26 protein-coding genes are annotated in these 23462 nt (G+C 70.9%); 12 read left to right on the top strand and 14 right to left on the bottom strand.

Annotated features, from left to right (window positions below):
• The 3 genes from VIL67_RS02215 to VIL67_RS02225 form a co-directional block, all read right to left on the bottom strand.
• Complete coding sequence (locus VIL67_RS02215; RefSeq protein WP_332047205.1) at positions 1-738, bottom strand: M48 family metallopeptidase; 738 nt, start codon at positions 736-738, stop codon at positions 1-3.
• Between the two features lie 11 nt (positions 739-749).
• Positions 750-2021 (bottom strand): polyhydroxyalkanoate depolymerase, encoded by a 1272-nt coding sequence (locus tag VIL67_RS02220; protein WP_332047206.1) that lies wholly within the window; start codon positions 2019-2021, stop codon positions 750-752.
• Positions 2022-2121: 100 nt separating this feature from the next.
• Positions 2122-3021, bottom strand: coding sequence for a LysR family transcriptional regulator (locus VIL67_RS02225; protein WP_332047207.1), 900 nt, complete (start codon positions 3019-3021; stop codon positions 2122-2124).
• Between the two features lie 113 nt (positions 3022-3134).
• Between VIL67_RS02225 and VIL67_RS02230 the strand changes: the two genes are divergently transcribed.
• From VIL67_RS02230 to VIL67_RS02240, 3 genes are read left to right on the top strand one after another with little or no spacing between them, the layout of a single operon-like run.
• The gene (locus VIL67_RS02230) at positions 3135-3824 is read left to right on the top strand and encodes a glutathione S-transferase family protein (RefSeq protein WP_332047208.1); all 690 of its coding nucleotides are present in this window, start codon (positions 3135-3137) and stop codon (positions 3822-3824) included.
• Between the two features lie 11 nt (positions 3825-3835).
• On the top strand, positions 3836-4339 hold the full coding sequence (locus VIL67_RS02235; protein WP_332047209.1) for an ester cyclase: 504 nt from the start codon (positions 3836-3838) through the stop codon (positions 4337-4339).
• Positions 4339-5349: a zinc-dependent alcohol dehydrogenase gene (locus VIL67_RS02240; RefSeq protein ID WP_332047210.1), complete on the top strand. Its 1011-nt coding sequence runs from the start codon at positions 4339-4341 to the stop codon at positions 5347-5349. The genes VIL67_RS02235 and VIL67_RS02240 overlap by 1 nt, the downstream gene beginning before the upstream one ends.
• 1 nt (position 5350) lies before the next feature.
• Here VIL67_RS02240 and VIL67_RS02245 read toward each other — a convergent pair whose 3' ends face one another.
• Positions 5351-5974 (bottom strand): SCO family protein, encoded by a 624-nt coding sequence (locus VIL67_RS02245; protein WP_332047211.1) that lies wholly within the window; start codon positions 5972-5974, stop codon positions 5351-5353.
• Between the two features lie 60 nt (positions 5975-6034).
• Between VIL67_RS02245 and VIL67_RS02250 the strand changes: the two genes are divergently transcribed.
• Both VIL67_RS02250 and VIL67_RS02255 read left to right on the top strand, forming a co-directional pair.
• On the top strand, positions 6035-7420 hold the full coding sequence (locus VIL67_RS02250) for an ActS/PrrB/RegB family redox-sensitive histidine kinase (protein WP_332047212.1): 1386 nt from the start codon (positions 6035-6037) through the stop codon (positions 7418-7420).
• An 85-nt stretch (positions 7421-7505) separates the two neighbouring features.
• Positions 7506-8063, top strand: a complete 558-nt coding sequence (locus VIL67_RS02255) for an ActR/PrrA/RegA family redox response regulator transcription factor (RefSeq protein ID WP_332047213.1) — start codon at positions 7506-7508, stop codon at positions 8061-8063.
• Between the two features lie 17 nt (positions 8064-8080).
• Here VIL67_RS02255 and VIL67_RS02260 read toward each other — a convergent pair whose 3' ends face one another.
• On the bottom strand, positions 8081-8464 hold the full coding sequence (locus tag VIL67_RS02260) for a MarR family winged helix-turn-helix transcriptional regulator (RefSeq protein ID WP_332047214.1): 384 nt from the start codon (positions 8462-8464) through the stop codon (positions 8081-8083).
• 2 nt (positions 8465-8466) lie between these two features.
• The gene (locus tag VIL67_RS02265; protein WP_332047215.1) at positions 8467-8688 is read right to left on the bottom strand and encodes a hypothetical protein; all 222 of its coding nucleotides are present in this window, start codon (positions 8686-8688) and stop codon (positions 8467-8469) included.
• A gap of 203 nt (positions 8689-8891) precedes the next feature.
• Here VIL67_RS02265 and VIL67_RS02270 point away from each other — a divergent pair, with 203 nt between their 5' ends.
• On the top strand, positions 8892-9986 hold the full coding sequence (locus VIL67_RS02270; RefSeq protein ID WP_332047216.1) for a sensor histidine kinase: 1095 nt from the start codon (positions 8892-8894) through the stop codon (positions 9984-9986).
• On the top strand, positions 9986-10768 hold the full coding sequence (locus VIL67_RS02275; RefSeq protein WP_332047217.1) for a LytR/AlgR family response regulator transcription factor: 783 nt from the start codon (positions 9986-9988) through the stop codon (positions 10766-10768). The genes VIL67_RS02270 and VIL67_RS02275 overlap by 1 nt, the downstream gene beginning before the upstream one ends.
• 4 nt (positions 10769-10772) lie before the next feature.
• Here VIL67_RS02275 and mmcB read toward each other — a convergent pair whose 3' ends face one another.
• From mmcB to VIL67_RS02305, 6 genes are all read right to left on the bottom strand, one after another.
• On the bottom strand, positions 10773-11243 hold the full coding sequence (gene mmcB / locus VIL67_RS02280; RefSeq protein WP_332047218.1) for a DNA repair putative endonuclease MmcB: 471 nt from the start codon (positions 11241-11243) through the stop codon (positions 10773-10775).
• Positions 11244-11289: 46 nt separating this feature from the next.
• Positions 11290-11505, bottom strand: coding sequence for a hypothetical protein (locus VIL67_RS02285; RefSeq protein ID WP_332047219.1), 216 nt, complete (start codon positions 11503-11505; stop codon positions 11290-11292).
• Positions 11502-12623 (bottom strand): ferritin-like domain-containing protein, encoded by a 1122-nt coding sequence (locus tag VIL67_RS02290; RefSeq protein ID WP_332047220.1) that lies wholly within the window; start codon positions 12621-12623, stop codon positions 11502-11504. Before VIL67_RS02290 ends, VIL67_RS02285 begins: the two co-directional genes overlap by 4 nt.
• Positions 12624-12936: 313 nt before the next feature.
• Positions 12937-14064, bottom strand: a complete 1128-nt coding sequence (locus VIL67_RS02295; RefSeq protein ID WP_332047221.1) for a ferritin-like domain-containing protein — start codon at positions 14062-14064, stop codon at positions 12937-12939.
• Between the two features lie 142 nt (positions 14065-14206).
• Complete coding sequence (locus VIL67_RS02300; RefSeq protein WP_332047222.1) at positions 14207-14620, bottom strand: metallopeptidase family protein; 414 nt, start codon at positions 14618-14620, stop codon at positions 14207-14209.
• Positions 14613-15191, bottom strand: coding sequence for a hypothetical protein (locus VIL67_RS02305; protein WP_332047223.1), 579 nt, complete (start codon positions 15189-15191; stop codon positions 14613-14615). Before VIL67_RS02305 ends, VIL67_RS02300 begins: the two co-directional genes overlap by 8 nt.
• 114 nt (positions 15192-15305) lie before the next feature.
• Between VIL67_RS02305 and divL the strand changes: the two genes are divergently transcribed.
• Both divL and VIL67_RS02315 read left to right on the top strand, forming a co-directional pair.
• Positions 15306-17630 (top strand): cell cycle protein kinase DivL, encoded by a 2325-nt coding sequence (gene divL, locus VIL67_RS02310; protein ID WP_332047224.1) that lies wholly within the window; start codon positions 15306-15308, stop codon positions 17628-17630.
• Between the two features lie 99 nt (positions 17631-17729).
• A complete protein-coding gene (locus VIL67_RS02315) occupies positions 17730-18446 on the top strand; it encodes a DUF899 family protein (protein ID WP_332047225.1) in 717 nt (238 codons plus the stop codon).
• Positions 18447-18453: 7 nt separating this feature from the next.
• Here VIL67_RS02315 and VIL67_RS02320 read toward each other — a convergent pair whose 3' ends face one another.
• Positions 18454-19428 carry a S1C family serine protease gene (locus VIL67_RS02320; RefSeq protein WP_332047226.1) on the bottom strand — a complete coding sequence of 325 codons (975 nt, stop codon included), beginning with the start codon at positions 19426-19428 and terminating at the stop codon, positions 18454-18456.
• Positions 19429-19796: 368 nt separating this feature from the next.
• Between VIL67_RS02320 and VIL67_RS02325 the strand changes: the two genes are divergently transcribed.
• From VIL67_RS02325 to VIL67_RS02335, 3 genes are all read left to right on the top strand, one after another.
• Positions 19797-21326: a M10 family metallopeptidase C-terminal domain-containing protein gene (locus VIL67_RS02325; RefSeq protein ID WP_332047227.1), complete on the top strand. Its 1530-nt coding sequence runs from the start codon at positions 19797-19799 to the stop codon at positions 21324-21326.
• Positions 21327-21401: 75 nt separating this feature from the next.
• Positions 21402-21665 carry a hypothetical protein gene (locus VIL67_RS02330; protein ID WP_332047228.1) on the top strand — a complete coding sequence of 88 codons (264 nt, stop codon included), beginning with the start codon at positions 21402-21404 and terminating at the stop codon, positions 21663-21665.
• 114 nt (positions 21666-21779) lie between these two features.
• Complete coding sequence (locus VIL67_RS02335; protein ID WP_332047229.1) at positions 21780-22973, top strand: acyltransferase family protein; 1194 nt, start codon at positions 21780-21782, stop codon at positions 22971-22973.
• On the opposite strand, the gene VIL67_RS02340 is transcribed toward VIL67_RS02335, so the two are convergent.
• Positions 22872-23378, bottom strand: a complete 507-nt coding sequence (locus VIL67_RS02340) for a hypothetical protein (protein WP_332047230.1) — start codon at positions 23376-23378, stop codon at positions 22872-22874. The genes VIL67_RS02335 and VIL67_RS02340 overlap by 102 nt on opposite strands.
• Positions 23379-23462 lie beyond the last annotated feature (84 nt).

The following is a 23462-nucleotide window of genomic DNA, read 5'->3' on the forward strand; positions in this document are numbered from 1 at the left end:
TCATCGCCCGAAGGCGTGCAGCCGCGCGCCTTCCGCCCGAAGCCAGGCGCGGTAGCGGCGCTCGTCGCCCACCAGCGCCTTCACGTGCGCCCAGAACCTCGGGCCGTGGTTCAGCTCCAGAAGGTGGGCGCACTCGTGGGCGGCCACATAGTCCGCCACCTCGAACGGGGCGAGCGCCAGGCGCCAGGAGTAGCGGATAGAGCCCGCGGTCCCGTTGGGTCCGGGCCGGCAGGAACCCCAGCGACTGCGGGTGTCGGTGATCGCCACCTTCGGCATCGGGGCGCCGAGCCTGGCCGCGTAGTGCGCCGTCCGCGCGGTCAGGACCGCCAGCGCCCGCTTGCGGATCTGCAGGATCACGGCCCGGGCATAGCCCTCACCCTCGCCCATGGCGGTGATGCGGTGCGGCTCCTCGCCGCTCGCTTCGATCCAGCGGGCGCGGCCTGCGCCCGACTCCAGCCGCACCGGCTCGCCGAACACCTGCAGGGTCATGCCCGGCTGGGCCGGCGAGCGGTCGGGCAGCTCGGCCATCCGCTCCGCGATCCACCCGGCGCGCTCGCGGGCGAAGGCGGCCGCCTCCGGCAGGCGGCGCGGCGACGGCGCGGTGGCCACGATCTGGCGGCCCGTGCGGTCGAGGCGCAGGGACACCCGCCGGGCGCGGCGGTTCACTTTCAGGGTGACGACGGCGCCGGCCACCTCCAGCCGGTCGCCGTCGGCCAGGGCGCGGCCGAAGGGACTCATCGCCCTCAGATTTAGGCGGCCGCCCGCTGCTTGTCGAAGCCCTGCTCGGCGCGGCGGATGAACGCGCGCACCCGCGGGTAGATCTCCTCGCGGAAGCGCTTGCCGTTGAACACGCCGTAGTGGCCGACGTGCGGCTGCACGTAGTCCTCCTTCATCTCGTCGGGCAGGCCCGAGCAGAGGCCATGCGCCGCCTGGGTCTGGCCGATGCCGGAGATGTCGTCGTTCTCGCCTTCGACGGTGAGCAGGCCGATGTCCTTGATCACCGACGGATGAACCCGCCGACCGCGATGGACCAGCTCGCCCTTGGGCAGCAGGTAGCGCTGGAAGACCACGTCCACGGTCTGGAGGTAGAACTCCTCGGACAGGTCGAGGGCGGACAGGTACTCGTCGTAGAATTCCAGGTGCTTCTCGGCGGAATCGCCGTCGCCCTGCATCAGGTGCTGCAGGTAGCGCAGGTGCGCTTCCTGGTGCTTCTCGAGGTTCATGGACATGAAGCTCGCGAGCTGGACGAAGCCCGGATAGACGCGCCGCCCCGCCCCTGGGTAGGGGCCCGGCACGGTGTAGATCATGTTCGACTCGAACCAGGCGAACGGCTTCTCCTCGGCCAGCCGGTTCGTCACCGTCGGCGACAGGCGCGCGTCGATCGGCGAGCCCATGAAGGTCATGGTGGCCGGCCGGCACTCCTCGCCATCCTCAGCCATCAGGCTCGCGGCGGCCAGCACCGGCGGCCCGGGCTGGCAGACCGCCACCACATGCGGGCGCGGGCCCAGCTGGCGCAGCATCTCGCGGATGTGGTCGATGTAGTCGTGGAAGTCGAAGCGGCCTTCCATCACCGGCACGTCCCGGGCGTTCGACCATTCGGTGATGAACACCTCGTGGTCCTGCAGGAAGGCCTGGACGGTCCCGCGCAGCAGGGTCGCGTAGTGGCCGGACAGGGGCGCTGCGATCAGCACCGCCGGCTCCAGCTCGCGGCGGCCCGCCTTGCGCATGTCAGCCATGTCGCGGGTGAAGTGGGTCAGCTTCACCCACGGGCTCGACCAGACCTCCGTGGCGCGGACGCGCACCGGATGACCGTCGATCATCACGCTGTCGATGTTCCAGGAGGGCTTGCCGTAGCGGCGGGTCAGGTTGGCGAACAGGTCGGCGCCAGCATACATCCGCCGGCCGAGTTCACTCTCGGCCGCCGGGTTCAACGGCGAGCTCCAGAAGTCCCGCGTCAGCCGCGCCGCGTACCGCAGGGGTGTCGTCGCGTAATAGCCGCCTTCGTAGAGCGCGTAGAGCATGCCCGATCCTTTTGCACCGCAGCATTAACATGCGAGCGGTTAATCGGATGCACAAGGTCAAGCTTGTTCGGCGCCGCAGCGTGCCGCACCCCGCACCAGCTCACGCCACGCCCGCGATCTGGGCGCGGGCGGCGGCGAGGCGCGCGGAGACGAGGTCCATGAACGCACGGACCCGCGCTGTCCGGCGCAGGTCCGCGTGGGTCACGATCCAGAGTTCGCGATCGAGGCCAGGCAGCGGCTGCGGCGTCGCCCGGATAAGGCTGGGTTCCGCGTCGCCGAGGTAGCAGGGCAGCAAGGCCACGCCGAGGCCGGCCCGCGCCGCCACCATCTGGTTGATGACGCTGGCCGTGCGGTAGACGAAGGCGCGCTCCGGCACGTGGGCGGCCAGCCAGTCGGCGGTATTGACGCCGCTCACCGCCTCCTCCCAGCCCACGAACGGCAGGCGACCGAGGTCGTCGAGGTCGACGGGACCGCACGCCGCCAACACGTCGGGCGTCGCATAGAGGGTCCAGCCGATGTCGGCCAGCTTGCGGCCGTGCAGGTCGCCCTCCCGAGGCCTGGAGACCCGCAGGGCCACGTCGGCCTCGCGGCGCGAGAGGCTCAGCACCCGGTTGTCGATCACCACGTCCAGGGTGATGCCGGGATGCTCGCGCCGGAACTCGGCCATGATCGGCGTCAGCAGGACGAAGGCCAGGGTCTCGGAACAGGTCACGCGAAGCCGGCCGCTGAGCCGCAGGTCGGCGCCCAGGAGGTCGCGCCCCAGGGCGGCGGTCTCGGTCTCCACCCGCTCCGCAGCGCCGGCCATCCGCTCCCCCGCGCTGGTCGGCGCATAGACGCCAGCGGGCAACCGCTCGAAGAGCCGCACGCCCAGCCTCTCCTCTAAGGCGAGCAGGCGGCGGAAGGCCGTGGAGTGGGCGACCCCAAGCGCCTTGGCCGCGGCCGTCAGCGAGCCGGAGCGGACCACCGCCAGCACCAGCTTCAGATCGTTCCAGTCGTCCATCGATTTGCACCACCGCAAGCTCGGATTGCGAACATACAATTCGGTTTGCGACCTCGCCAGCGGTACCGTGCACTCCGACGGCGGGGCTTGCTCCGCACAGCTGGAGCCCTGTCGTGCCCGACCTTGAACTCGTCAGCCACCATCTCTGTCCCTACGTCCAGCGCGCGGCCATCACCCTGGCGGAGAAGGGCGTCGCCTATCGCCGGACGCTGATCGACCTGGCGGCCCGGCCGGCCTGGTTCACCACGCTGTCGCCCCTGGGCAAGGTCCCGCTGCTCAAGGTCGACGGCCGCGTGCTCTTCGAGTCGGCCGCGATCATCGACTACCTGGACGAGACGCAAGGCCCCGCCCTGCATCCGTCTGATCCTTTCGAGCGCGCCGAACACCGCGGCTGGATCGCGTTCGCCTCGGCGACGCTCGACAATATCGGCGCGCTCTACAACGCCGCCGACGCGGAGGCCTTCGACGCCCGCGCCGCCGAGCTGGAGGCCAAGTTCGCCCGCCTGGAGGCGACCCTGGGCCAGGTCCCCTATTTCGCCGGCCCGGCGTTCAGCCTCGTCGACGCGGCCTTCGCCCCCGTGTTCCGCTACTTCGAAACGCTGGAGCGGTTCGTCGAGCTCGGGACCTTCGCGGGCAAGCCGAAGGTGGCCGCCTGGCGTCGCGCGCTCGCCCGCCGGCCCAGCGTCCAGGCCGCCGTCGACGCCGACTACCCGGCGCGGCTGGAGCGCTTCTTCCGCATGCGCAACTCCCACCTCGGCCGGCTGCTCGCCGGCCTCGCCGCCGGCCAGCCGGCGCTCGCCTAAAAGGTTCGACCATGTCCGCCAGCCGCCTTCTTCCCGTCGTGATCGGCGCGTCCTTCCTCGCCCCCCTGCCCGCCGTGGCGGCCACGCCCGAAGCCGTGGTCCGCGGCTTCCTGGCCGACGTCCGGTCCGGCCGCCATCCGGATCTCGCCGACCAGTATCTCGCCAGCTCCGTGCGCGCCCACCAGGTCACCTCCGAGGGGGAGGCGGTCGTCGTCCGCACGCCGGCCGACTACGCCGCCCACGTGCGCGAATTCCTCGCCCTCTACGGAGACTTCGCCTTCGAGGTGGTGGAGTGCCTGGCGGCGGACGACCGGGTCTACGTCCGCTGGCGCCAGACCGGCCGGCACCTGGCCTCGCAGAGCGGCGAGCGGCCGACCGGCGCGCCCCTCACTGACATTTCCTCGGCCGTCTACCGCGTCCGCGGCGGGCGGATCGTCGAGTACTGGATCCAGACCGACCGACTGGGCATGGACCTGCAGGTCCGCCGCGCGGTCGCGCAGGCGGCGGCCCGGTGATGCAGCGGCTCTGGCGCCTCGGCCCGGGCGAGGTCGCGTGGCGCGACGCGCCCGAACCCGTGATCCGCGCCCCGCACGAGGCCATCGTCCGTCCGGTGGCCGCCACCACCTGCGATCTCGACGTGATGATCCTGCGGGGAACGACACCTTTCACCGCGCCCATGGCCCTGGGCCACGAGTGCGTCGCCGAGGTGGTGGAGACTGGGCCGGAGGCGGCGGGGCTCTCGCCGGGCCAGCGGGTGGTGGTGCCCTGGCACGTCTCCTGCGGCGCCTGCCCGCGCTGCCGCCGACGCCTGCCGAACACCTGCTCGTCGTTCCCGCCGGGCGCGATGTTCGGCATGGATGTGGGCGGCGACTTCGGCAGCTTCTTCTCCGACCTGGTGCTCGTGCCCCATGCCGCCGCCATGCTCGTCCCCCTGCCGCGTGGGCTCGATCCGGCGCTCTGCGCCAGCGCCAGCGACAACCTGCCCTTCGGCTACGAGCTCACCGTGCCCTACCTGGCCGAGCGGCCGGGCGCGGACGTGCTGATCGTAGGCGGGGTGGGATCGGTCGGCCTCTATGCGGCCGCCTATGCCGTCGCCGCCGGAGCCGGCGAGGTCCTCTATGTGGACACCGACTCCGATCGGCTGGCCCGCGCCGAACGCTGCGGCGCCCGCGTCCAGGAAGGTCCGCCGCCGCGCCGGACCCCGCGCACCTACCCCATCACCGTCGACGCCAGCGGCACGGAGGCGGGCCTGCGATGCGCGATCTCCTCGACCGAGCCCGAGGGGATGTCCGCCTCTGTCGGCACGCACTGGGGCGACGTCGCCTTCCCGATGCGCGAGATGTACGCCAAGGGCCTCCACTTCTACACCGGCCGCGGTCGTGGCCACCCGAACATCGCCGCCGCCCTGGCCTATGTGCAGGACGGGCGCGTCGATCCGGCCGTGGCGATCACCGACGTCGTCCCCTTCGCCGAGGCCGACCGCAGGCTCGCCGCGCCGGCCATGAAGACGGTCTTCGTCCGTTAGCTCAGGGCGTGCAGGAGGTCGCCCGCGGCCCCTGCTTCATGGCCGCCCGCACATGTGCGGCGATCTCCTCCGGCGACAGCCCGTGCCGGAGGACGCAGGTGAACTCGCCCTTGGGGTTCATCAGGTAGGTGATGGTGGAGTGGTCCACGGTGTAGTCCGGGCCTTCCCCGCTCTTGCGAAAGAAGACGTGGTAGGCCTTGGCGGCCTGCGCCACCTGCTCGGGCGTGCCGGTCAGGCCCCAGGCCTGTTTCGGGAACGCCGGATTGGCCAGGTAGGCCGCCATCTGCTGGACCGTGTCGCGCTCGGGGTCGACGCTGATCAGCACCGTCTGGAAGTCGCGCGCCTCGCGGCCCAGAGTCTTCTCCGCCCCGCCCAAGGCGAACATCGTCGTCGGGCACACGTCCGGGCAATGGGTGAAGCCGAAGAACACAGCACTCCACTTGCCCTGCAGCAGCCGCTGGTCGACGGTGCGTCCGGATTGGTCGCTCAGTTGGAACGGCCCGCCCACGGCGGCGGTTTGCTGCTGCGGGCGGGTGCTCAGGATCCCGGAACGGACGGCGAGACCGGTGAGGATGGCGAAGGCGAGCGCGAGCAGCGCGACGACGGCGAGGGTGCGGCGGCCCATGGCGGGTTCCCTTCGGCTCCGGCGGGCGCAAGAGGGCGCAGCGCCGGGACCGTGGCGAGCATGAAGACCCCCGCGCCGAAGGCGCTGAAGCCCGTCAGCCTCGATAAGGCGGCGACCCCGGCCGCGCAAGGCGGCGTCCACGAGCCCGAGCCCGCCAGCTTCGGCGTGCGCAGGAGCCAGCTGCGCGTCCGCACCCTGGTCACCCTGCGCTGGCTGGTGATCGCGGGCGAAATCCTTCTGCTGCTGGTGGTGGGCCTGGGCTTCGGCTACCAAGCGCCCTACCCGCTCTGCTTCGCGGTGATCGGCGCCGGCGCCTGGATCAACCTGCTCACCGGGGTGGCCTCGCCCGGCCAGCGGGTCTTCGGCGACCGTGAGGCCACCGGCCAGCTGGCGCTCGACCTGCTGCAGATCGCAGCGCTGGTCTACCTGACCGGCGGCACCGCCAACCCCTTCGTCCTATTGCTGATCGCGCCGGTCACCCTGGCTGCGGCCACCCTGCCGGCTTGGCCGGTGGCGACGCTCGGCGCGCTCTCGGCGGCGCTCTCCGTTCTGCTCGCCTTCGTCTACATGCCCCTGCCGGATCCCCCGGGCGTGCAGCTCACCGCGGCGGACACCTACCGGATCGGCGCCGCCATCGCCAACATCGCCGGCGTCGCCCTCATCGCCGGCTACGTCCGCCAGGCGGCCGAGGAAAGCGCCCGCATGGCGCTGGCGCTCGACATGACCCAGGCGGTGCTGGCGCGCGAGCAGCGGCTCTCGGCCCTCGGCGCCCTGGCCGCCGCCGCCGCCCACGAGCTCGGCACGCCGCTCGCCACCATCGCCATCGTCTCGAAGGAGATGGCCCGCGAAGCCACCACTCCGCAGGTCAAGGAGGACGCCGAGCTGCTGATCGCCCAGGCCGAGCGCTGTCGCGAGATCCTCAAGCGCCTGTCCGAGACCCCGGACCAGGCCACCGACGAGGTGCACGAGCGGCTCAGCCTGCGCCAGCTGGTGCACGAGGTGATCGAGCCGCACGCCTCGGTGAAGGGCGTCCGGGTCGAGGCCATCGTCTCGGGCGCCCCTGGGGTGAAGACGCCGGACATCTGGCGCCTGCCCGAGATCACCCACGCCATGACCTCGTTCGTGGAGAACGCCGTCGACTTCGCCACTTCCGAAGTGCTGGTGTCGGCGCGCTTCGATGCGGAAAGCGTCTCCATCGAGGTGCGCGACGATGGCCCGGGCTTCGCGCCCGAGATCCTGGCTAAGCTAGGCGAACCCTATGTCACGTCTCGCCCTGGGGTTGAGAGCGGGCGCACCGGGCACGTCGGAATGGGCCTCGGCTTCTTCATCTCGAAGACGCTTTTGGAACGAACCGGGGCGGTTGTGACGTTTCAGAACGGAAGGCCTCGCGGCGCGGTTGTGTCCGCCCGCTGGCCCCGTTCGAGGATTGAGGTGGGCGCCGGTTGACGACGCAGGCCGACATGCCGAAAGGTAGCGTCCTGCGACAGCTTGCCGCACACCCGAGCAGAGGGAGCCCCGCGGGGGTTGCTGAATGACCGATCTGTCCGCCGACGTCGCCGCTCTCGCCGACAAGTCGCTCCTGGTGCTGGACGACGACGCGCCGCTCCGCACGCGGCTCGGCCGGGCGCTCGAGCAGCGCGGCTTTGAGCCGACCCTGGTCGGCAGCGTGTCGGAGGCCCTGACCGCCGTGAAGGCGCGGCCGCCGGCCTTCGCCGTGCTGGACATGCGGCTCGAGGACGGCTCGGGCCTGAAGGTGGTGGAGGCGGTGCGCGACGCCCGGCCCGACGCCAGGATCATCATGCTCACCGGCTATGGCAACATCGCCACGGCCGTGCAGGCGGTGAAGGCAGGCGCCGTGGACTACCTATCGAAACCGGCCGACGCCGACGACGTGGCCCGGGCTCTGCTGGCCAGGGGCGACCAGGCTCCGCCGCCGCCCGAGAATCCAATGAGCGCCGACCGCGTCCGCTGGGAGCACATCCAGCGGGTCTACGAGCTCTGCAACCACAACGTCTCGGAGACGGCGCGTCGCCTCAACATGCACCGCCGCACCCTGCAGCGGATCCTGGCCAAGCGCGCGCCGCGGTAAAGGCTCGGGAGCTCTCCCTAGCCCACCGCCCTCAGCGGCTCATCCACCGGCGTGACGATCGGCGCCGCCTGGCGGATGACCGCGTCCAGGCGATCCCGCAGCGCCCGACCACCCTCCGTCAGATGGATGACGTGGCTGCGCGCATCGTGCGGATTGAGGAACGCTTCCACCAGGCCGAGCGCCGGCGGCTGCGCCCACTCGGTGCCGGCGGGTCCCAGCGCCCGCAGGCTTCGCGAGGCGGTGGATTGGGTGAGACCGGCCACGTCCGCCAGTTCCTGCACCGTCAGCCCCTCGTTCTCGCAGACGTAGAGGAAGGCGATCACCTCGTTGACGCTGACCCGGGGATCCAGCCCCTTGAACAGGTGGATCGCCTGCAGGACCGTGTTTCGCGACCGCGCCATCCTCAATCCTCGGCGTAGCGGCTGACCGCGCCGGAGCCGCCGGGCCGCGGCGCGCGGGCCAGCGCTAGCGGCTTCCTCTGCCGGCGCTCGCGCATGGCCAGGGTCGCCTCCGGATAATGGTCCTTCACCAGGCGCAGGATGTCCTCGAGCCGGCGCTGGTGGTCGGCGGCTTGAATGAAGTCGTCGACGTTCAGCTCGACCGAGATCTGGCCGCAGAGCTTCATGGCGATACTCTCCCGCAGGTCTTCAGCGGGAGGATGGATCCAGTCGTCCGCGCAATCAGCGCCCATTCGACCGACGCTGCAGTTCGTGCTGTGGATTGCAGTCGCTGCGGCGAACGGTCGTTGCGCCGCGACGAACAGTCGAGCTGCGTCGCGCCCGCCGCCGGAAAGCCGCTATGATCGGCGCGGGAGGGGCCACGTCACCGATGAGCGAGCTCGCCGCCGCGCCGCCTGCGCGCCGCCGGGGACTGCGGCCCGACCGCTACCTCGCGGCCAATGTCCTTGTCTGGGTGGTCACCTACGCCCTTATGACCGCGCGCACCTTCAGCGAGGCGACCCTGCCGTGGTTCTGGGACATGGCGTTCCGGCGGCTGATCGTCTGCGTGATCGCGGTGGGCCTGTGCGCCCTCATCCAGCAGGGCCTGTTCGCCGGCCGGGCCTGGCCCATGCGCCGCCGGATCCTGCTGGCGGCGGCCCTGGCCGTGCTGGGCGGGGCGGTCTGGGGCGTGATCAACCACGTGGCCTTCTACGTCGTCGACCCCATCGTGGAGTGGCAGGGCTCCACGGCCGAGATCGCCATTGGCCAGTTCATGAACTTCACGGTCCAGGTCTGGTCGTTCATCGCCTGGTGCGCCATCGTCTTCGTCCTCGACTACGACCAGGAGGTCCGGGAGAAGACCCTGCGCCTCGTCCAGGCGCAGGCGCTGGCGGCGGAGAGCCAGAACCAGATGCTCCGCTACCAGATCAACCCCCACTTCCTGTTCAACACCCTGAACGCGCTGTCCTCGCTGATCCTGTCGCGGGACTACGCCCGGGCCGAACGGGTGGTGCTGTCGTTGTCGCGCTTCCTGAGGGCGTCGCTGGAGCGGCCCGCGGGCGAGCGGAGCACGCTCGCCGACGAGATCGAGGCTCAGCGCCAGTACCTGGCCATCGAGCAGATTCGGTTCGGCGAGCGCCTGCGCATCGAAGAGCGTGTGCCGGACGACCTGCAAGGCGCCCTCGTCCCCGGCCTGATCCTCCAGCCCCTGGTGGAGAACGCCGTGAAATACGGCGTCGCCCGTTCCACCGCTCCGGTCACCGTGGAGATCGCCGCCGAGCAGGCCGACGGGCGCCTGCGCCTGTGGGTCAGCGACGACGCCCGCGGAGACCTCGACGACGAGCCCGAGAAGCTGGGCGTCGGGCTGGAGAACGTCCGCCGCCGCCTGGAGGTGATGTACGGCGAAGCGGGTCGGCTCCGCTGCGGGCCGCGGCCGGGCGGCGGCTTCACGTCCAGCGTCGAACTCCCCCTGGAGCGGCGGTGATGGCCCCCCTGCGCGCGCTCATCGTGGACGACGAGCCGCTCGCCCGCCGCCGCCTGGAGATCCTGCTGCGCGACACCCCCGACGTGGAGGTCGCCGGCATGGCGGCCGACGCCGGAGCGGCCAGCCGGATGATTGCCGATCTGGCCCCGGACCTGGTGCTCCTCGACATCAAGATGCCGGGCCGTTCGGGGTTCGACGTCCTCGACGCGGCGCCGCGCGAAGATGGTCCGATCGTCATCTTCGTCACCGCCTTCGACCGCTATGCCTTGGAGGCCTTCGACCGCGCCGCCTTTGACTACCTGCTGAAGCCGGTGGAGCCGGAGCGCCTGGCCCAGGCCATCGGCCGCGCCCGGGATGCGCTGGCCGCTCGCCAGGCCGCCGAACGCGTGCGGGAGCTGGAGGAGATCGTCGAGAACCTCCGCGGCGGAGCCCCGCCGGCCGCTCCGTCCTACGAACGCGAGCTGTGGATCCAGGACCGCGGCGACCGCATCAGCCTGCCGGTGGCCGCCCTGGACTGGGTGGCCGCTGAGCGGGACTACGTCCGGCTGCACGCCGGACCTCGCAGCTTCCTGGTGCGACAGCCGCTCGGGGATCTCGAAGCCCGCCTGGACCCGCGCCAGTTCGTCCGGGCTCACCGCTCCGCCGTGGTCCGCATCGACCGCATCGTGCGCCTGCGCCGGGCCGGCGGCCGCGTCGTCCTGGTCCTCTCCACGGGCGCCGAGATCCCGGTGTCCCGCCGCCATCTGGCCGGTGTGAAGGCGGTGACGGTGGAGCGCGCCTAGCGGCCTATTCGAGCGCGTTCACCTGCACGCCTGCCGCCCGCATCGCCGCCAGGCGGCCGAACGCCAGCGTCAGCGCCTTGCGCCGGGCTCCGGCCAGGGGCGCCGGCGTCGCCTCGCGCAGCACCGCCCCGCCGAAACCGTCGGCGACGATCAGCCCGGGCTCCTCCGGCAGGATCTGCCGCGGAAACTCCGGCGCCACGGCGAAGGCGAAGGCGTCGCAATAGGGCTGGTACTCGTGCCACTTCCCGTCGGTGCGGAAGTCCTCCACCGAGCTCTTCACCTCGACGATGAAGATCTGCCCCTTGGGCCCCAGCGCCATCAGGTCGGCCCGCCGGCCGTTGGGCAGGCTCACCTCGGCCAGCGGCGCATAGCCCAGGGCGGTCAGCAGGCGCGCAGCGCCGCGCGTGACCTGGGCGGTGGTCTCGGGCCGGCTGACGACCGTGGTGACCGAGACGGTGGTGACGGACACGTCCATGCCGCCACCCTGTTCCGCCTTCGTTCACGACGCAAGCCCTGCGGCGTTAGGTGAGACCGGACATCGCACGGCTGACGGTGAACACGCCGGCCAGCAGCAGGAAGAAGGCTAGGCAGACATAGACGCAGAACAGGCCTGGATTGTCCGCCCACCGCACGGTGTTCACCACCCGGATGCGCCCCTGGCCGGCCATCCTCAGCATCCGCACCGACAGGAAGAGCGCGCCCGCGCCCAGCACGAACAGCGCCAGGCGGAGGATCATTCGGCGGCCACCGCCACGCTGGCGCGATCCTTGAAGTTGATCTCCTGGAGATAGCGGATGCCGTCTTCGGCGATGTCGTCGCCCACCATCCGGTCGCCCTCTCCTGCCAGCTCCTCGAGGTCCACGTACATGGCGTAGAAGCTGCGCGTGCGCTCTGTGATCAGCCCCGCCTTCAGCAGGGTCTTGATGAGCACGCGGAAGACGTTGGTGTCGCTGCGGTAGCGACGCGACGGGTCGCGGGCCTTGCGGTGCGCGATGATCGCTTCGGTCACCCGCTCGGGGTCCATGCCGAACCGGCCGAACAGCTCGGCCATCTGGTTGGGGGCGCCGCGGTCGAACAGCAGCTTCTGGGCGCAGTGCGCCGTCCAGTCCTCCACCAGGTTCCGCTCGGCCTCGGTCAGGTGCGGGATGGTGCGGTCGGCCCAGATCTTCCCGAACTTGTGGTGGAAGGCCTCGTCCGTCATCACCAGCTGGAACAGCTTGCGGGCCAGGGGATCGCGGTTGTGGCGGTACCCGTGGGCGAAGGCGCCCATGGCCAGGCCCTCAACCAGCATCTGCATGCCGACGATCTTCTTGTAGACCTCCGGCGCCTCGATGATCTCCACCAGCAGCGCCTTCAGCGCCGCGCCGCATTCCACCGGCCTTCCCCAGCGGGCCTTCACGTACTTGGCGAAGGCGGTGACGTGGCGGGCCTCCTCGCGGGTCTGGTTGGCGGCGTACTCCTGCGCCCCCTGGTCCTTCAGCACGTGGCACAGGCTCGCCGACAGGTTCAGCGCCCCCTGCTCCCCGTGCAGGATCGACGAGAAGTTGCGCAGCTGCAGGTGGTTGATGAAGGCCACCCGGAGCTTCGGGTCGCGCAGGCTTTCGTCCACATAGGGGAGCTTCAGGAAGGGGACCTGGTCCTCCGGCATCATCGCCTCGGTCTCAAGGTCGAAGGGCTCGGAGAAGTCGATGTACTTCGGGTCCAGCGGATCCCAGAAGTGGTCGTGCGTCGCCGAGATGATCTTGTCGAAGGCGGTGGAGCGCGCGTTGTAGCGGTCCAGCTCGAGCATGCTCTCGAAGTCGTCCGGCGCCACCGCGCCGTACATGACGTCCTTGGTGATGTTCCCGTCGGCCATCCGCGCATCCTCCCGCGCCTGCCCGTCTGCCGCGGGTCTCGTGGCGCTGAGAGGAGTGTCGGCCTCGCAGGAGCTCCCGTCAAACACTCCTCTCCCGCGCCGCAGGCGGGGAGAGGGCAGGGTGAGGGCCGGCTGGGACCTCGCCATCACTCCGGATGCGCGCCCGAGGGCCCTCGACCTCTCATCCGGCGCGATCCCCCTGCACGCGCCGGCCCTCACCCTACCCTCTCCCGCTGCGCGGGAGAGGAGGCGCACAAAAACGCCCGCCGGGTTCTCCCGGCGGGCGCAAGTGATGCTCGATTGAGAAGAGAGGCTATTCGGCGGCGATCAGGATCTGCTTCGCCTTGTCCTTGAAGTTGATCTCCTGGAGGTACTTGATGCCCTCCTCGGCGATGTCGTCGCCCACCATCTTGTCGCCCTCGGACTTCAGCTCGTCCATGTCGACGTAGACGGCGTAGAACGCCTTGGTCCGGTCGGTGATGATGCCGGCGTTGACCAGGGTCTTCACCAGCACCCGGAAGATGTTGGTGGCTTCCTTCATCTCCTCGCGGCGGCTCTCGTCCGAGACGAGCTTGCCCATCTCCTCGATCACCCGGTTCGGGTCGAGGCCGAACTCCTCGTAAAGGCCGACGTTCTGGGTGGGGGCGACGAGATTGAAGAGCAGCGTCTGGAAGCAGTGCGCCGCCCACATCTCGATGACCTCGTGCTCCTTCTCGCTCAGGTGCGGGATGGTGCGGTCGGCCCAGATCTTCCCGAACTTGTGGTGGAAGGCCTCGTCGGTCATCACCAGCTGGGTCAGCTTGCGCGCCAGCGGGTCATTGGTTTCGTTGAAGATCGTGGCGAAGGCGCCCATGGCCAGGCCTTCCACCAGCATCTGCATGCCGATGATCTTCTTGTAGACCTCCGGGCTGCCGATGATTTCCACCAGCAGGTCCTTCAGCACCGGGCCGCATTCCACCGGCCGGCCCCAGCGGGTCTTGATGTACTTGGCGAAGGCCGTGACGTGGCGCGCTTCCTCGCGGGTCTGGTTGGCCGCGTATTCCTGCGCGCCCTGGTCCTTCAGCACGTGGCACAGGCTGGCCGACAGGTTCAGCGCGCCCTGCTCGCCGTGCAGGATCGACGAGAAGGTCCGCAGCGTCTGGGCGTTGGCGAACGCGATCCGCCGCTGCTCGGTGCCCAGCACCTCGTTCACGTAGTCGAGCTTCAGCGCGCCGATCATCTTCTCCGGCAGGATCATGGTGTTTTCCATGTCGAACGGCTCGGAGAAGTCGATGTACTTGGGGTCCAGCGGGTCCCAGAAGTGGTCGTGGGTGGCGCTGATGATCTTGTCGAACGCGGTCGAGCGGGCGTTGTAGCGGTCGAGCTCGAGCATGGACTCGAAGTCGTCCGGCGCCACGGCGTCGTAGATGATGTCCTTGGTGATGTTGCCGTCGGCGGCCATGCGCTCTCTCTCCTCGCCTCCGGGCGTTCTTCGGCCCGCTTGATGATCGGGCTCACCTTCCGCCGTGAACGCGGTTCCGTCAAGAAAAATGACGCGAGCGTCATCTTTCCGTTTCCGAGGGGGAGGGGCGGCGCGCGAGCCGCTAGCCCGCCGCCGCCTCGATGCCGTCGATGTCGTCGTCGGAGAGGCCGAAGTGATGGCCGATCTCGTGGACCAGCACGTGGCTCACCAGCTCCTCCAGCGTCACCTCGCCATTCTCCGCCCATTCGTCGAGGATCGGCCGGCGGTAGAGGAACACCATCGAGGGGTGCGGCGCCGGATCCATGACCGAGCGCCGGGCGAGGTCGACGCCGTGGTAGAGGCCGGTCAGCTCGAAGGGATCTTCGATGCCCATGGCCGCCAGCGTCTCCTCGTCGGCGAAGTCGTGCACCTGGAAAACCACGTCGCCCACCAGCCGGCGGAAGCCCTCGGGCAGGGCCTGGAAGGCGGCCTCGGCGAGCGCCGCGAGGTCGTCCAGCGAAGGCGCCTTGCCGACGGTCGGCGCGGCCTCACTCATCGGGCATCACGATGTGCGGCGCCTCCGGCGGCCGGACCTCGAAGAGCCCGATGTCCAGCGGCTGCTGCGGCTCCACGGGGCGCAGCGGCGCGTGGGCGATGGCCCGCAGGGTCTCCCGGTCCAGCGCCTGTTTGGCCCGCCGCGCGCGCCGGGCCTGCGGCGCCTCGATCGGCCGCTCGGCGGTGGCGATCCGCCAGTAGCTGACCATCAGCCGCCAGGCCGTGCGCGGCGGCTCCGGCGGCGGGCTCGGCCAGCGGCGCCCGTCCTCGTAGGTCGGCTTCACCGGCCCGATCCGCGCCCGACGGCCGGGCTCCGTAACGATCTGCTCGGCCAGGCGGCAGAAGCGGTCCTCGGGAGCCGGCGCAGGGCCGCTGCGCTCATCGTCGACGCGGCCCCTGTAGGCGTCCAGCGCCGCCTCGCGGGTGGCGAAGGCCGGCCCCACCGCGTCGGTGGTGAACACCACCGCCTCCTTAGCCACGGCGGCGGCCTCGCGCTCGCGCGCAGCGCGGCCCAGCGCGCCGGAAAGCGCCAGCTCCGCATTGGCGGCCACGGGATAGAGGATGGCGGACATATCCTTCATACTGCGGCAAAACACGTAAGCACGAAACGCGCGGAGGGAAGTCGCGCCCTCGTGCGGTCGGGCCCGGCGCGACGTAAGCTCCGAGGGGGTGATTCGGAGTTCAGGGTGTCCGCAGACCAGCTGATCCTCGCGGCGGCCGCCGGCGCGGTCTCGCTCGCCATCTGCGCCGTCCTGTGGGCGCTGGCCCAGCGCCGCCATGCCCAGGATCGCGTCGGCGAACTGGCCGAGCGCCTGCACCAGATCGAAGCCCGCGCCGAGGCCGCCCAGGCGTCTGCCGAGGCCTTCGATTCCGCCCTGCTCGCCGTCGAGGACGGCCACGCCATGCTGGCGTCGGGCGAGGAGAGCCTGGTCACCTGCGCCGAGGCCCTGGCGCTGAGCGAGGCCGACCCGCAGGGCCTGGTGAACGCCCTGATGCGCGCCGACCCCGACCACGCGCGGCGCCTGCGCGCCCTCTTCGAGCGCGGCGAGGCCTGCGCCTTCGAGGTGCAGGGGCCGAACGGGGCCGTCACCGTCGAGGGCCGCGCGGCCGGCGCCCTGGCTTGGCTGCGGCTGTCGGGCGTCATCGGCCAGGACGCCGGCCTGCCCACCGCCCCGCGCTTCGCCGCCTTCGTGAACAGCCGCCCCTGCCCGGCCTGGATCGCCGCCGCCGCCGGCTCGCCGGTCTGGGTCAACAAGGCCTGGCTCGACGCCGTGGACGCGGCCAGCCTGGACGACGCGGCCGCCCGCGGCGTCGCCTTCGACAAGGCCGCCGACGCGCTCGCCGCGGAGGCCGCCAACCTGGGCCAGAAGCGCGAGGCCGTGCGCTGGTCGACGGTGGCCGGCCGCCGCCGCGCCTTCCGGATCACCGCCCAGCCGCTGGAAGGCGGCGGCGTCGGCGTCTGGACCGACGACGTCACCGAGCTCGAGGAGATGCGCGAGGTCCTGAAGCGCAATGTCGAGGCCCACGACGAGACCCTCAACCACATCGCCGAGGCCGTGGCCGTCTTCAGCCAGGGCAAGAAGCTGATCTTCCACAACACGGCCTTCGCCGACCTCTGGGGCCTGGAGCCCGCCTGGCTCGGCGAGCAGCCCACCCACGGCGAGATCCTCGACCGCCTGCGCCAGCGCCGCCGCCTGCCCGAGACCGCCGACTACACCAAGTGGAAGGCCGCCGAGCTGGAGCGCTACGAGCAGCTCGGCCCCGCCGCCGACGACCTCTGGAGCCTGCCCGACGGGCGCACGCTGAAGGTCGTGCGCCAGCCCCACCCCATGGGCGGCATCCTACTGCTGTTCAGCGACATCACCGGCGAGCTGAAGCTCAAGGCCCAGTACAACGCCCTGATCCAGGTCCAGCAGGCCACCCTCGACAAACTGAACGACGCCGTCGCCGTGTTCGGCTCCGACGGCCGGCTGCGGCTGCACAACGAGGCGTTCGAGCGCTTCTGGCACATCCGGCCCAACCAGCTGGAGGCGGCCGGCGACTTCGAGGGCGTGGTCGAGCTCTGCGTGCCCAAGCTGCACGACATGGGTTTCTGGCGCGAGCTGAAAGGGCGGGTGGCCGACCCCGACCCCACCGCCCGCGCCCCTATGACCGGCGAGGTGAAGACCTCCGACAGCCGCATCGTCGCCTATCAGTCGCGCCCGCTGCCGGACGGCGCCACCCTGATCGCCTTTACCGACGTCACCGACGCCCGCAAGCTGGAAGGCGCCCTGGCGGCCAAGGAAGCCGCGCTCACCGAGGCCGAGCGGCTGAAGCGGGATTTCGTCGGCAACGTCTCGTACGAGCTGCGCACCCCGCTCACCACCATCATCGGCTACTCCGAGCTGCTGGAGCGGTCGGGCGACGGCCTGTCCGAGCGCGGCCGCGCCCACGCCTCGGCCGTGAAGTCCGCCGCCACCCAGCTCGCCCGCTCGATCGACGACGTGCTCGACATGGCCCAGATCGACGCCGAAGAGATGGCGCTCGACCTGGAGGACGTCCGCGTCTCCGACCTGCTGCTGGCCGTCGCCGCCGCCTGGCAGAAGGAGGCCGAGGCCGCCCGCGTCTCGCTCGTCGTGGAGCCGGCCGAGAACCTCGGCGTGATCCGCGGCGACGCGCGGCGCCTGCGCCAGATCCTCGACCACCTGGTGGAGAACGCGCTCGGCCAGACGCCGCCGGACGGCACGGTCACCATCGCGGCCCGCAAGGCGCTGGGCGAGATCCAGCTGCAGGTGTCGGACACCGGCCGCGGCATCCCCTTCCACGTCCAGGCGCACATCTTCGACCGCTTCATCGGCCGCGAGCGCGGCGGGCCGGGCCTGGGCCTCGCCCTGGTCAAGGCGCTCACCGAGCTGCACGGCGGCTGGGTCGCCCTGGAAAGCGAGCCCGGCGCCGGCGCCACCTTCACCTGCCACCTTCCTGAAGAGGCCCAGGCCGCCGCCGCCCAGCCGGAGCTTGGCCTAGTGAACTGAGGCCGCCCTCCTCCACGGCTGCGCCTCGGGGCAGGGATGCTATTGTCGGGACCCGGTCCCGTGGCGCGTCCTTGGCGGGACCATGCTCCGGAGGCCTCCATGAATGCGCCCAACGCCACCCTTGTCCCCGCCGCCGAACTCGCCCGCCGGGCGGGCGTGAGCTTCCCCGGCGAAAGCGCCGAGTATCGCGCGGCGCGCACCGCCCTTCTCGCCGAGGAAATCGAACTTCGCCGCCACCTCGAGAAGGTCGCCGCCCTACGTCGCGCCCTGCCTCCGGGACATCTGGTCGACGCCGGCGCGTACCGGTTCCAGGCCGAGGACGGCTCGCAGACCGATCTCGCCGGCCTTTTCGGCGGGCATCGCACCCTGGTGGCCTACTCCGCCATGTACGGGCCGGACCGCGAGCGCCCCTGCCCCATGTGCACCAATCTTATCGGCTCATGGGAGGGCAACGCCGTCGACATCGGCCAGCAGGTCAGCCTGGTGTTCATCGCCCGCGCTCCGATCGAGCGGCTCATCGCCTGGAAGCGCGAACGCGGCTGGCGCCACGTGCGGCTCTATCGCGATCTCACGGACGCCTACTCGCGCGCCTATCGCGGGGTCGATCCTTCAGGCTCCGAGGACTGGGCCGCGATCAACGTCTTCACCCGGCGGGACGGCGAGGTCCGCCACTTCTGGTCCGGCGAGATGACCGGCGAGACCGCCGATCCTGGCCAGGACCCACGCGGCGCGCCCGATCCTGCCGCCCTCTGGACGGTGCTGGACATGACGCCGGAGGGACGGCCCGCCGACTGGTACCCGAAGCTGGAGTACTGAGCCGGACTCAGTTCGTCCGCGGCTTCTTCAGCAGCTTCGTCCGGTCGGCCGAGCGCACCTCCACCTCGAAGACGTCGCCCTCACGGGCCAGCGTCAGCGGGATGCGGGTCCCGGGCGGCCCCTTCGCCCACAACGCCTTATAGAACTCCGCCAGGTCGGAGACCTGCGCGTCGCCCACGGCGATGATCAGGTCGCCGGCCTTCAGCTCGGCCCGCTGCGCGGGGCTGCCGGGGCTCACGCCGACCACGATGACATGGTCCTCGATCTCCTGGGCGAACACGCCAAGCCAGGGGCGGGGCGGATGCGCAGGCCGGCCGCTGGCCAGGTCGTCGAGGATGGGCGGCAGGAGCTCGATGGGCACGAACATGTTGATCGGCTTGGGCCCGCTGCGGCTGCTCCGCTCCAGGCTCAGCGAACCCACGCCCACCAGGTCGCCCTTCGGCCCGATCAGCGCCGCCCCGCTCCAGTGCGGATGCCCCGGCTCGGTGATCAGCGCGTCGTCCAGCAGGTACTCCCAGTAGCCGGCGAACGGCATCCGGGTGAGGATCAGGCCCGCGGCCGCGTGCGCCCGCCCGCCGGCTCCAGCGATCACCACCGGCGCGTCGGGGGGCAGCTGGCGCGAGTCCCCCAGCGGCAGGGCGGGGACGCCCAGCGGCTCCAGCGCCTGCACCAGGCCGAAGCCCGTCACCGCATCCACGCCGAGCGGGTGAGCCGGGACGCGCGTGCCGTCGTTCAGGGTCAGCACCACCTCGCTGGCCTCGGTGATCAGGTATCCGATGGTGAGCACGAGGCCGTTCGCGCCGACGACGATCCCGTTCCCCAGCCGCTCGGTCCCGAGCACATTGGCCGTGAAGGCGTCCGGCGGCACGCGCGCCTCGAGGGCGACCACTGAGGACAGCGCCCGGTCCAGGTCGAAGCCATAGGACCGCGCCTGCGGCCGATGCGCGATGTCCACCTCATATCCGTCGAAAGGCTGCGCCAACTCGGACCTCCTGCACTCACTAATATCTCGGGGCCGCATGGGCGTTGCACAAGCCGTCGAATGATCGGTCGGACGGAGTTCGCTGCGACCTAGGTTCCTGCCGCGCGCCTGTGCACAGATTTGCAGCGCCCAGGTTGTGTTTTGAGGTTGCGGTCTGCTCCGGGAAATGCAGTCATTCTTGCATAGGGTGAACCGGGTGGCGTCACCGCGGCAGTCATACGACGGCCGCGACCAGACAAACTCGCCTGCGGAAACGTATCTGCAGGCGTTCAAATCTGGCGTTCCGAGTTGTGCGCGCGTCGTTTGGCTCGCCCATCAGTCCAGCACGTGACCTGTGCTGGACAAGCTCAAGCACAGGCGAGGAACGAATGCCCAACACCAACAGCCCAATGTACGGCTACACCCTCGAGCCCGGCGTTCGCCCGGAGAGCGAACTCAACGCCTCGGCCGATCCCTGGGCGGGCGGCGAGGCCCGCGACCTGCCGATCTGGACGCCCCAGCAGATCGCCGCCCACCTTAACCGGAGCGGCTTCGCCTGGGACGCCAAGGAAACCGCCGACGGGGTCCTCACCTACGGCTTCTACTCCGGGCCGAGGACCACCGGCATCTACAACAATCCGCATGAGGCGGCCGAAACCTACGGCTACACGCCGATGAGCGCCGCCCAGCAGGCGGCGACCCGCGAAGCCCTGGCCTACTGGGACGACCTGATACCGCTCCGCTTCCAGGAGTCCGCCCAAGGCCACGGCGCCTGGGACCTGGCGTTCGCCACCACCACCACCGGCCCCGGCCAGGCCTGGGCCTACCTCCCGCACGGCGACGCCTACGGGAACAAGTACCAGCACATCCAGGGCGACGTCTGGATCAACCCGGGCCCGGTCAGCGGCGTGCAGCTCAACGACGGCTTCTACGGGATGCAGACCCTGACGCACGAGATCGGCCACGCGCTCGGCCTCTCGCATCCGGGCGACTACGACGCCTCCGACGACGTGGAGCTGACCTACGCCCTGGCCGACTATTACCAGGACAGCCGGCAGTACACGCTGATGTCCTACTGGGACTCCTACGAGACCGGCGCCCGTCACATCGACTGGAGCCTGATGCGCTACGTCTACTCGCCGACGCCGATGGTGCACGACGTGGCGGCGATCCAGCGGACCTACGGCGTCGACACCACCACCCGCACGGGCGACACCACCTACGGCTTCAACTGGAGCGCCGACCTGGCCGACCGCACGGCCTTCCAGCTCACCGCCAACGAGCTGGCCCCGGTGTTCACGATCTGGGACGCCGGCGGGACCGACACGCTCGACCTCTCGGGCTACAAGACCGGGTCCTACATCGACCTGAACCCGGGCGCCTTCTCCAGCGCCGGCGGCTCCGACCGCTTCCTCACCCTGGCCGAGATCAACGCCAACAACGCCGCCGCCGGCCTGCCGGCCCGCACCGAGTACCTCTACGAGGTCTACAACAACGGGGTCGAGGGCGTGAACGGCGGGCTGTCGTGGAAGGAGATCGTCGGCGCCACCGACGCCCTGATGCACGACAACATCGCCATCGCTTACGGCGCCTGGATCGAGAACGCCGTCGGCGGCTCCGGCAACGACACCCTGGTGGGCAATGCGGTGAACAACCGCCTGACCGGCGGCGCGGGCCTCGACCGCTTCGTCTTCAAGGCGGGCTTCGGGGATGACGTGATCGCCGACTTCCAGGGGGGCAGGGGGGCGGGCGACGTCATCGACCTCACTGCCCTCGACGGCTTGTCGAGCTGGAGGGACGTTCAGGCCCACCTGTCGTCGAACGCCGCCGGCGACGCCGTGCTCACCTTCGGCGACGACACCATCACCCTGAAGGGCGTCGGCCTCCGCACGCTGGCGGCCGACGACTTCCTGTTCTGACCGGCCAGGCGGCGGCGCGCCCGCGCCGCCGCCTGCCGCATTGACGCACGCGCGGGTGGGGCTCAGCCTTCCGCCATGTGCCCGCCCGTCAACTTCGCCATCCTCAAGGCCCACCGCCTCGGTGAGCCGCGCGTGCTCGAACTGACCCGCGTCCAGCTGGCCGAACTGCGCCGCCACGCCGGCCCCGGCGAGTTCACGGCCGGTCCGCCCGCCACCTACCGCGGCCTTCGGGTGGCCGAGACTGCGGTCACCCCGGGCCGCGTCCTCGCCTGGGACCGCGCCCGCGAGACCGAGGTGGTCCAGCCGATCGACTGGGCGGTCCGCGAACGCCGGCCCTGAGCCTGTTGACCTCACGCCCTGGGGGCGGGGCCGTGCGGAGGACGTCCCTTCCAACCACAGGTGGAGCATAGGATATTGCCCGAGGGCGGCGCGCCGCGGGGTTGGGGTCATTTCATGCAACAGGTGCATCCACGGGGCGGCGGCTTCGACAGCATTCGCCTCGTGGCCGCGCTGATGGTGTTCCACGGCCACATGTACGCCTTGGCCGGACGCCCGCAGCCGCTGCTGCCGGGCGGCACCTTCGGCTCCGTAGCGGTCATCGTCTTCTTCGTGGTCAGCGGCTACTGGGTCACCCGCAGCGCGCTCGAGCGCACCCTGGTCTCCTACGCCGCCGCCCGCGCCCTGCGTATCGTCCCAGGGCTGGCGGTCTGCTGCGCCGTGACCATCCTGGGCTGCGCCCTGGCCTCCTCCATCCCGGTGAACGACTACCTCCGCAGTCCGACCACCTGGGGCTTCATGTGGAACAGCTTCCCGTTCTTCCACACCGCGGTTCCGGCGATCCCGGGCGTCTTCCAGGACGGGCCGGTTGCCGATGCGGTCAACGGCTCCCTCTGGACGCTCAGGTACGAGGTCTTCTGCTACCTGGTGGTGGCGGCCGCCGCGGTGTTCGGCCTCGCCGGGGTGCGGGCCTTCATCGCCGCCGCCGCCGTCTTCGGGCTCGCCGTGCTCAGCCAGGCGTTCGGCGCCGGACTGGACGCCGTCAATGCCCGCTACATCGTGCTGACCGACTTCCTGCAGCTGGGGTGGGCGGCCACCTTCCTGGGCGCCTTCGCCTTCGGCGCGTGGCTTCACGGCGCCGATGCGCGGCGGCCGGTCCAGATCGCGTCGGTTTCGGCGGTGGCCATGGCCCTGGGCTGGCACGACCCGATCGTCGCCCAAGCGGCCAGCATCTTTCTCTACGGCGCGCTGGCGGTCTGGATCGGCCGCGGCCTGGATCTCGACCGCCGCCTCACCCGCGGCCAGGACATCTCCTACGGCCTCTACATCTACGCCTTCCCGGTCCAGCAGCTGGCGGTCCGCTGGCTGGAGCCGCATCGGGACGGCGACTTCGCGGCGACCTACCTCGTGGCGCTCGGCGTCACCGTCCTGCTCGCCGCCCTGTCCTGGATCTGCGTCGAACGCCCGGCGCTGCGCCTGAAGGCCCGGGTGGCGCGCGGCGGCGAGCGGCTGGTCGCGAGCGTGAACGGGCGCCTGCGCCGGCGCCGGTCAGTAGGGGATGGCGATCTCGCCGAGCAGGCAGGACGCGCGCGCGTCGAGGTCGACGCCGTAGATCCGCACCCCGTTCTTGGCCGGGGCGCCGGTCACTAGGGTCCAGCCCGCCTGCGCGGCCGGCACGCCCTGCGCCAGCTCCATCGGCCCGGCGAGCGGCCGGCCGCCCTCCCCGAATCCGACGATGCGGCCGCGCCGGTTCACCGCCACCACCCGCGTCACCGGCCGCCAGGCCTGGGCGTTCCAGGCCCAGCCGTTCACCGCCACCGCGTCCTTGTAGCGCTGCCCCAGCCCACCGACCACGCCGACGCACCCCATCGGGTTCGGCATCGCCGCGGGCATCTCGGCGTGCAGCACCACCCCGGCCCAGGCCGGCGGCGGCGGACGGTCCGGCGCGGGCTCGGCGCGGACCCGGGCGGCCTTGCTCAGCGGCCCGGGCTGGTCGCAGCCCCCCAGCGCCGCGAGGAGGCTGGCGGCGAGCACGCCGGCGCGGATCGATCGCATGATGACGCCCCCGGAAACAGACAACGCGCCGCTAGGCTAGCCGCCCGCGTGCGGCGGCTCCACCCCAAGCTGCAGCCTGGCGGA

It is taken from the genome of Phenylobacterium sp. (genome assembly GCF_036563385.1).
In the GTDB taxonomy this organism is placed as follows: domain Bacteria; phylum Pseudomonadota; class Alphaproteobacteria; order Caulobacterales; family Caulobacteraceae; genus Phenylobacterium.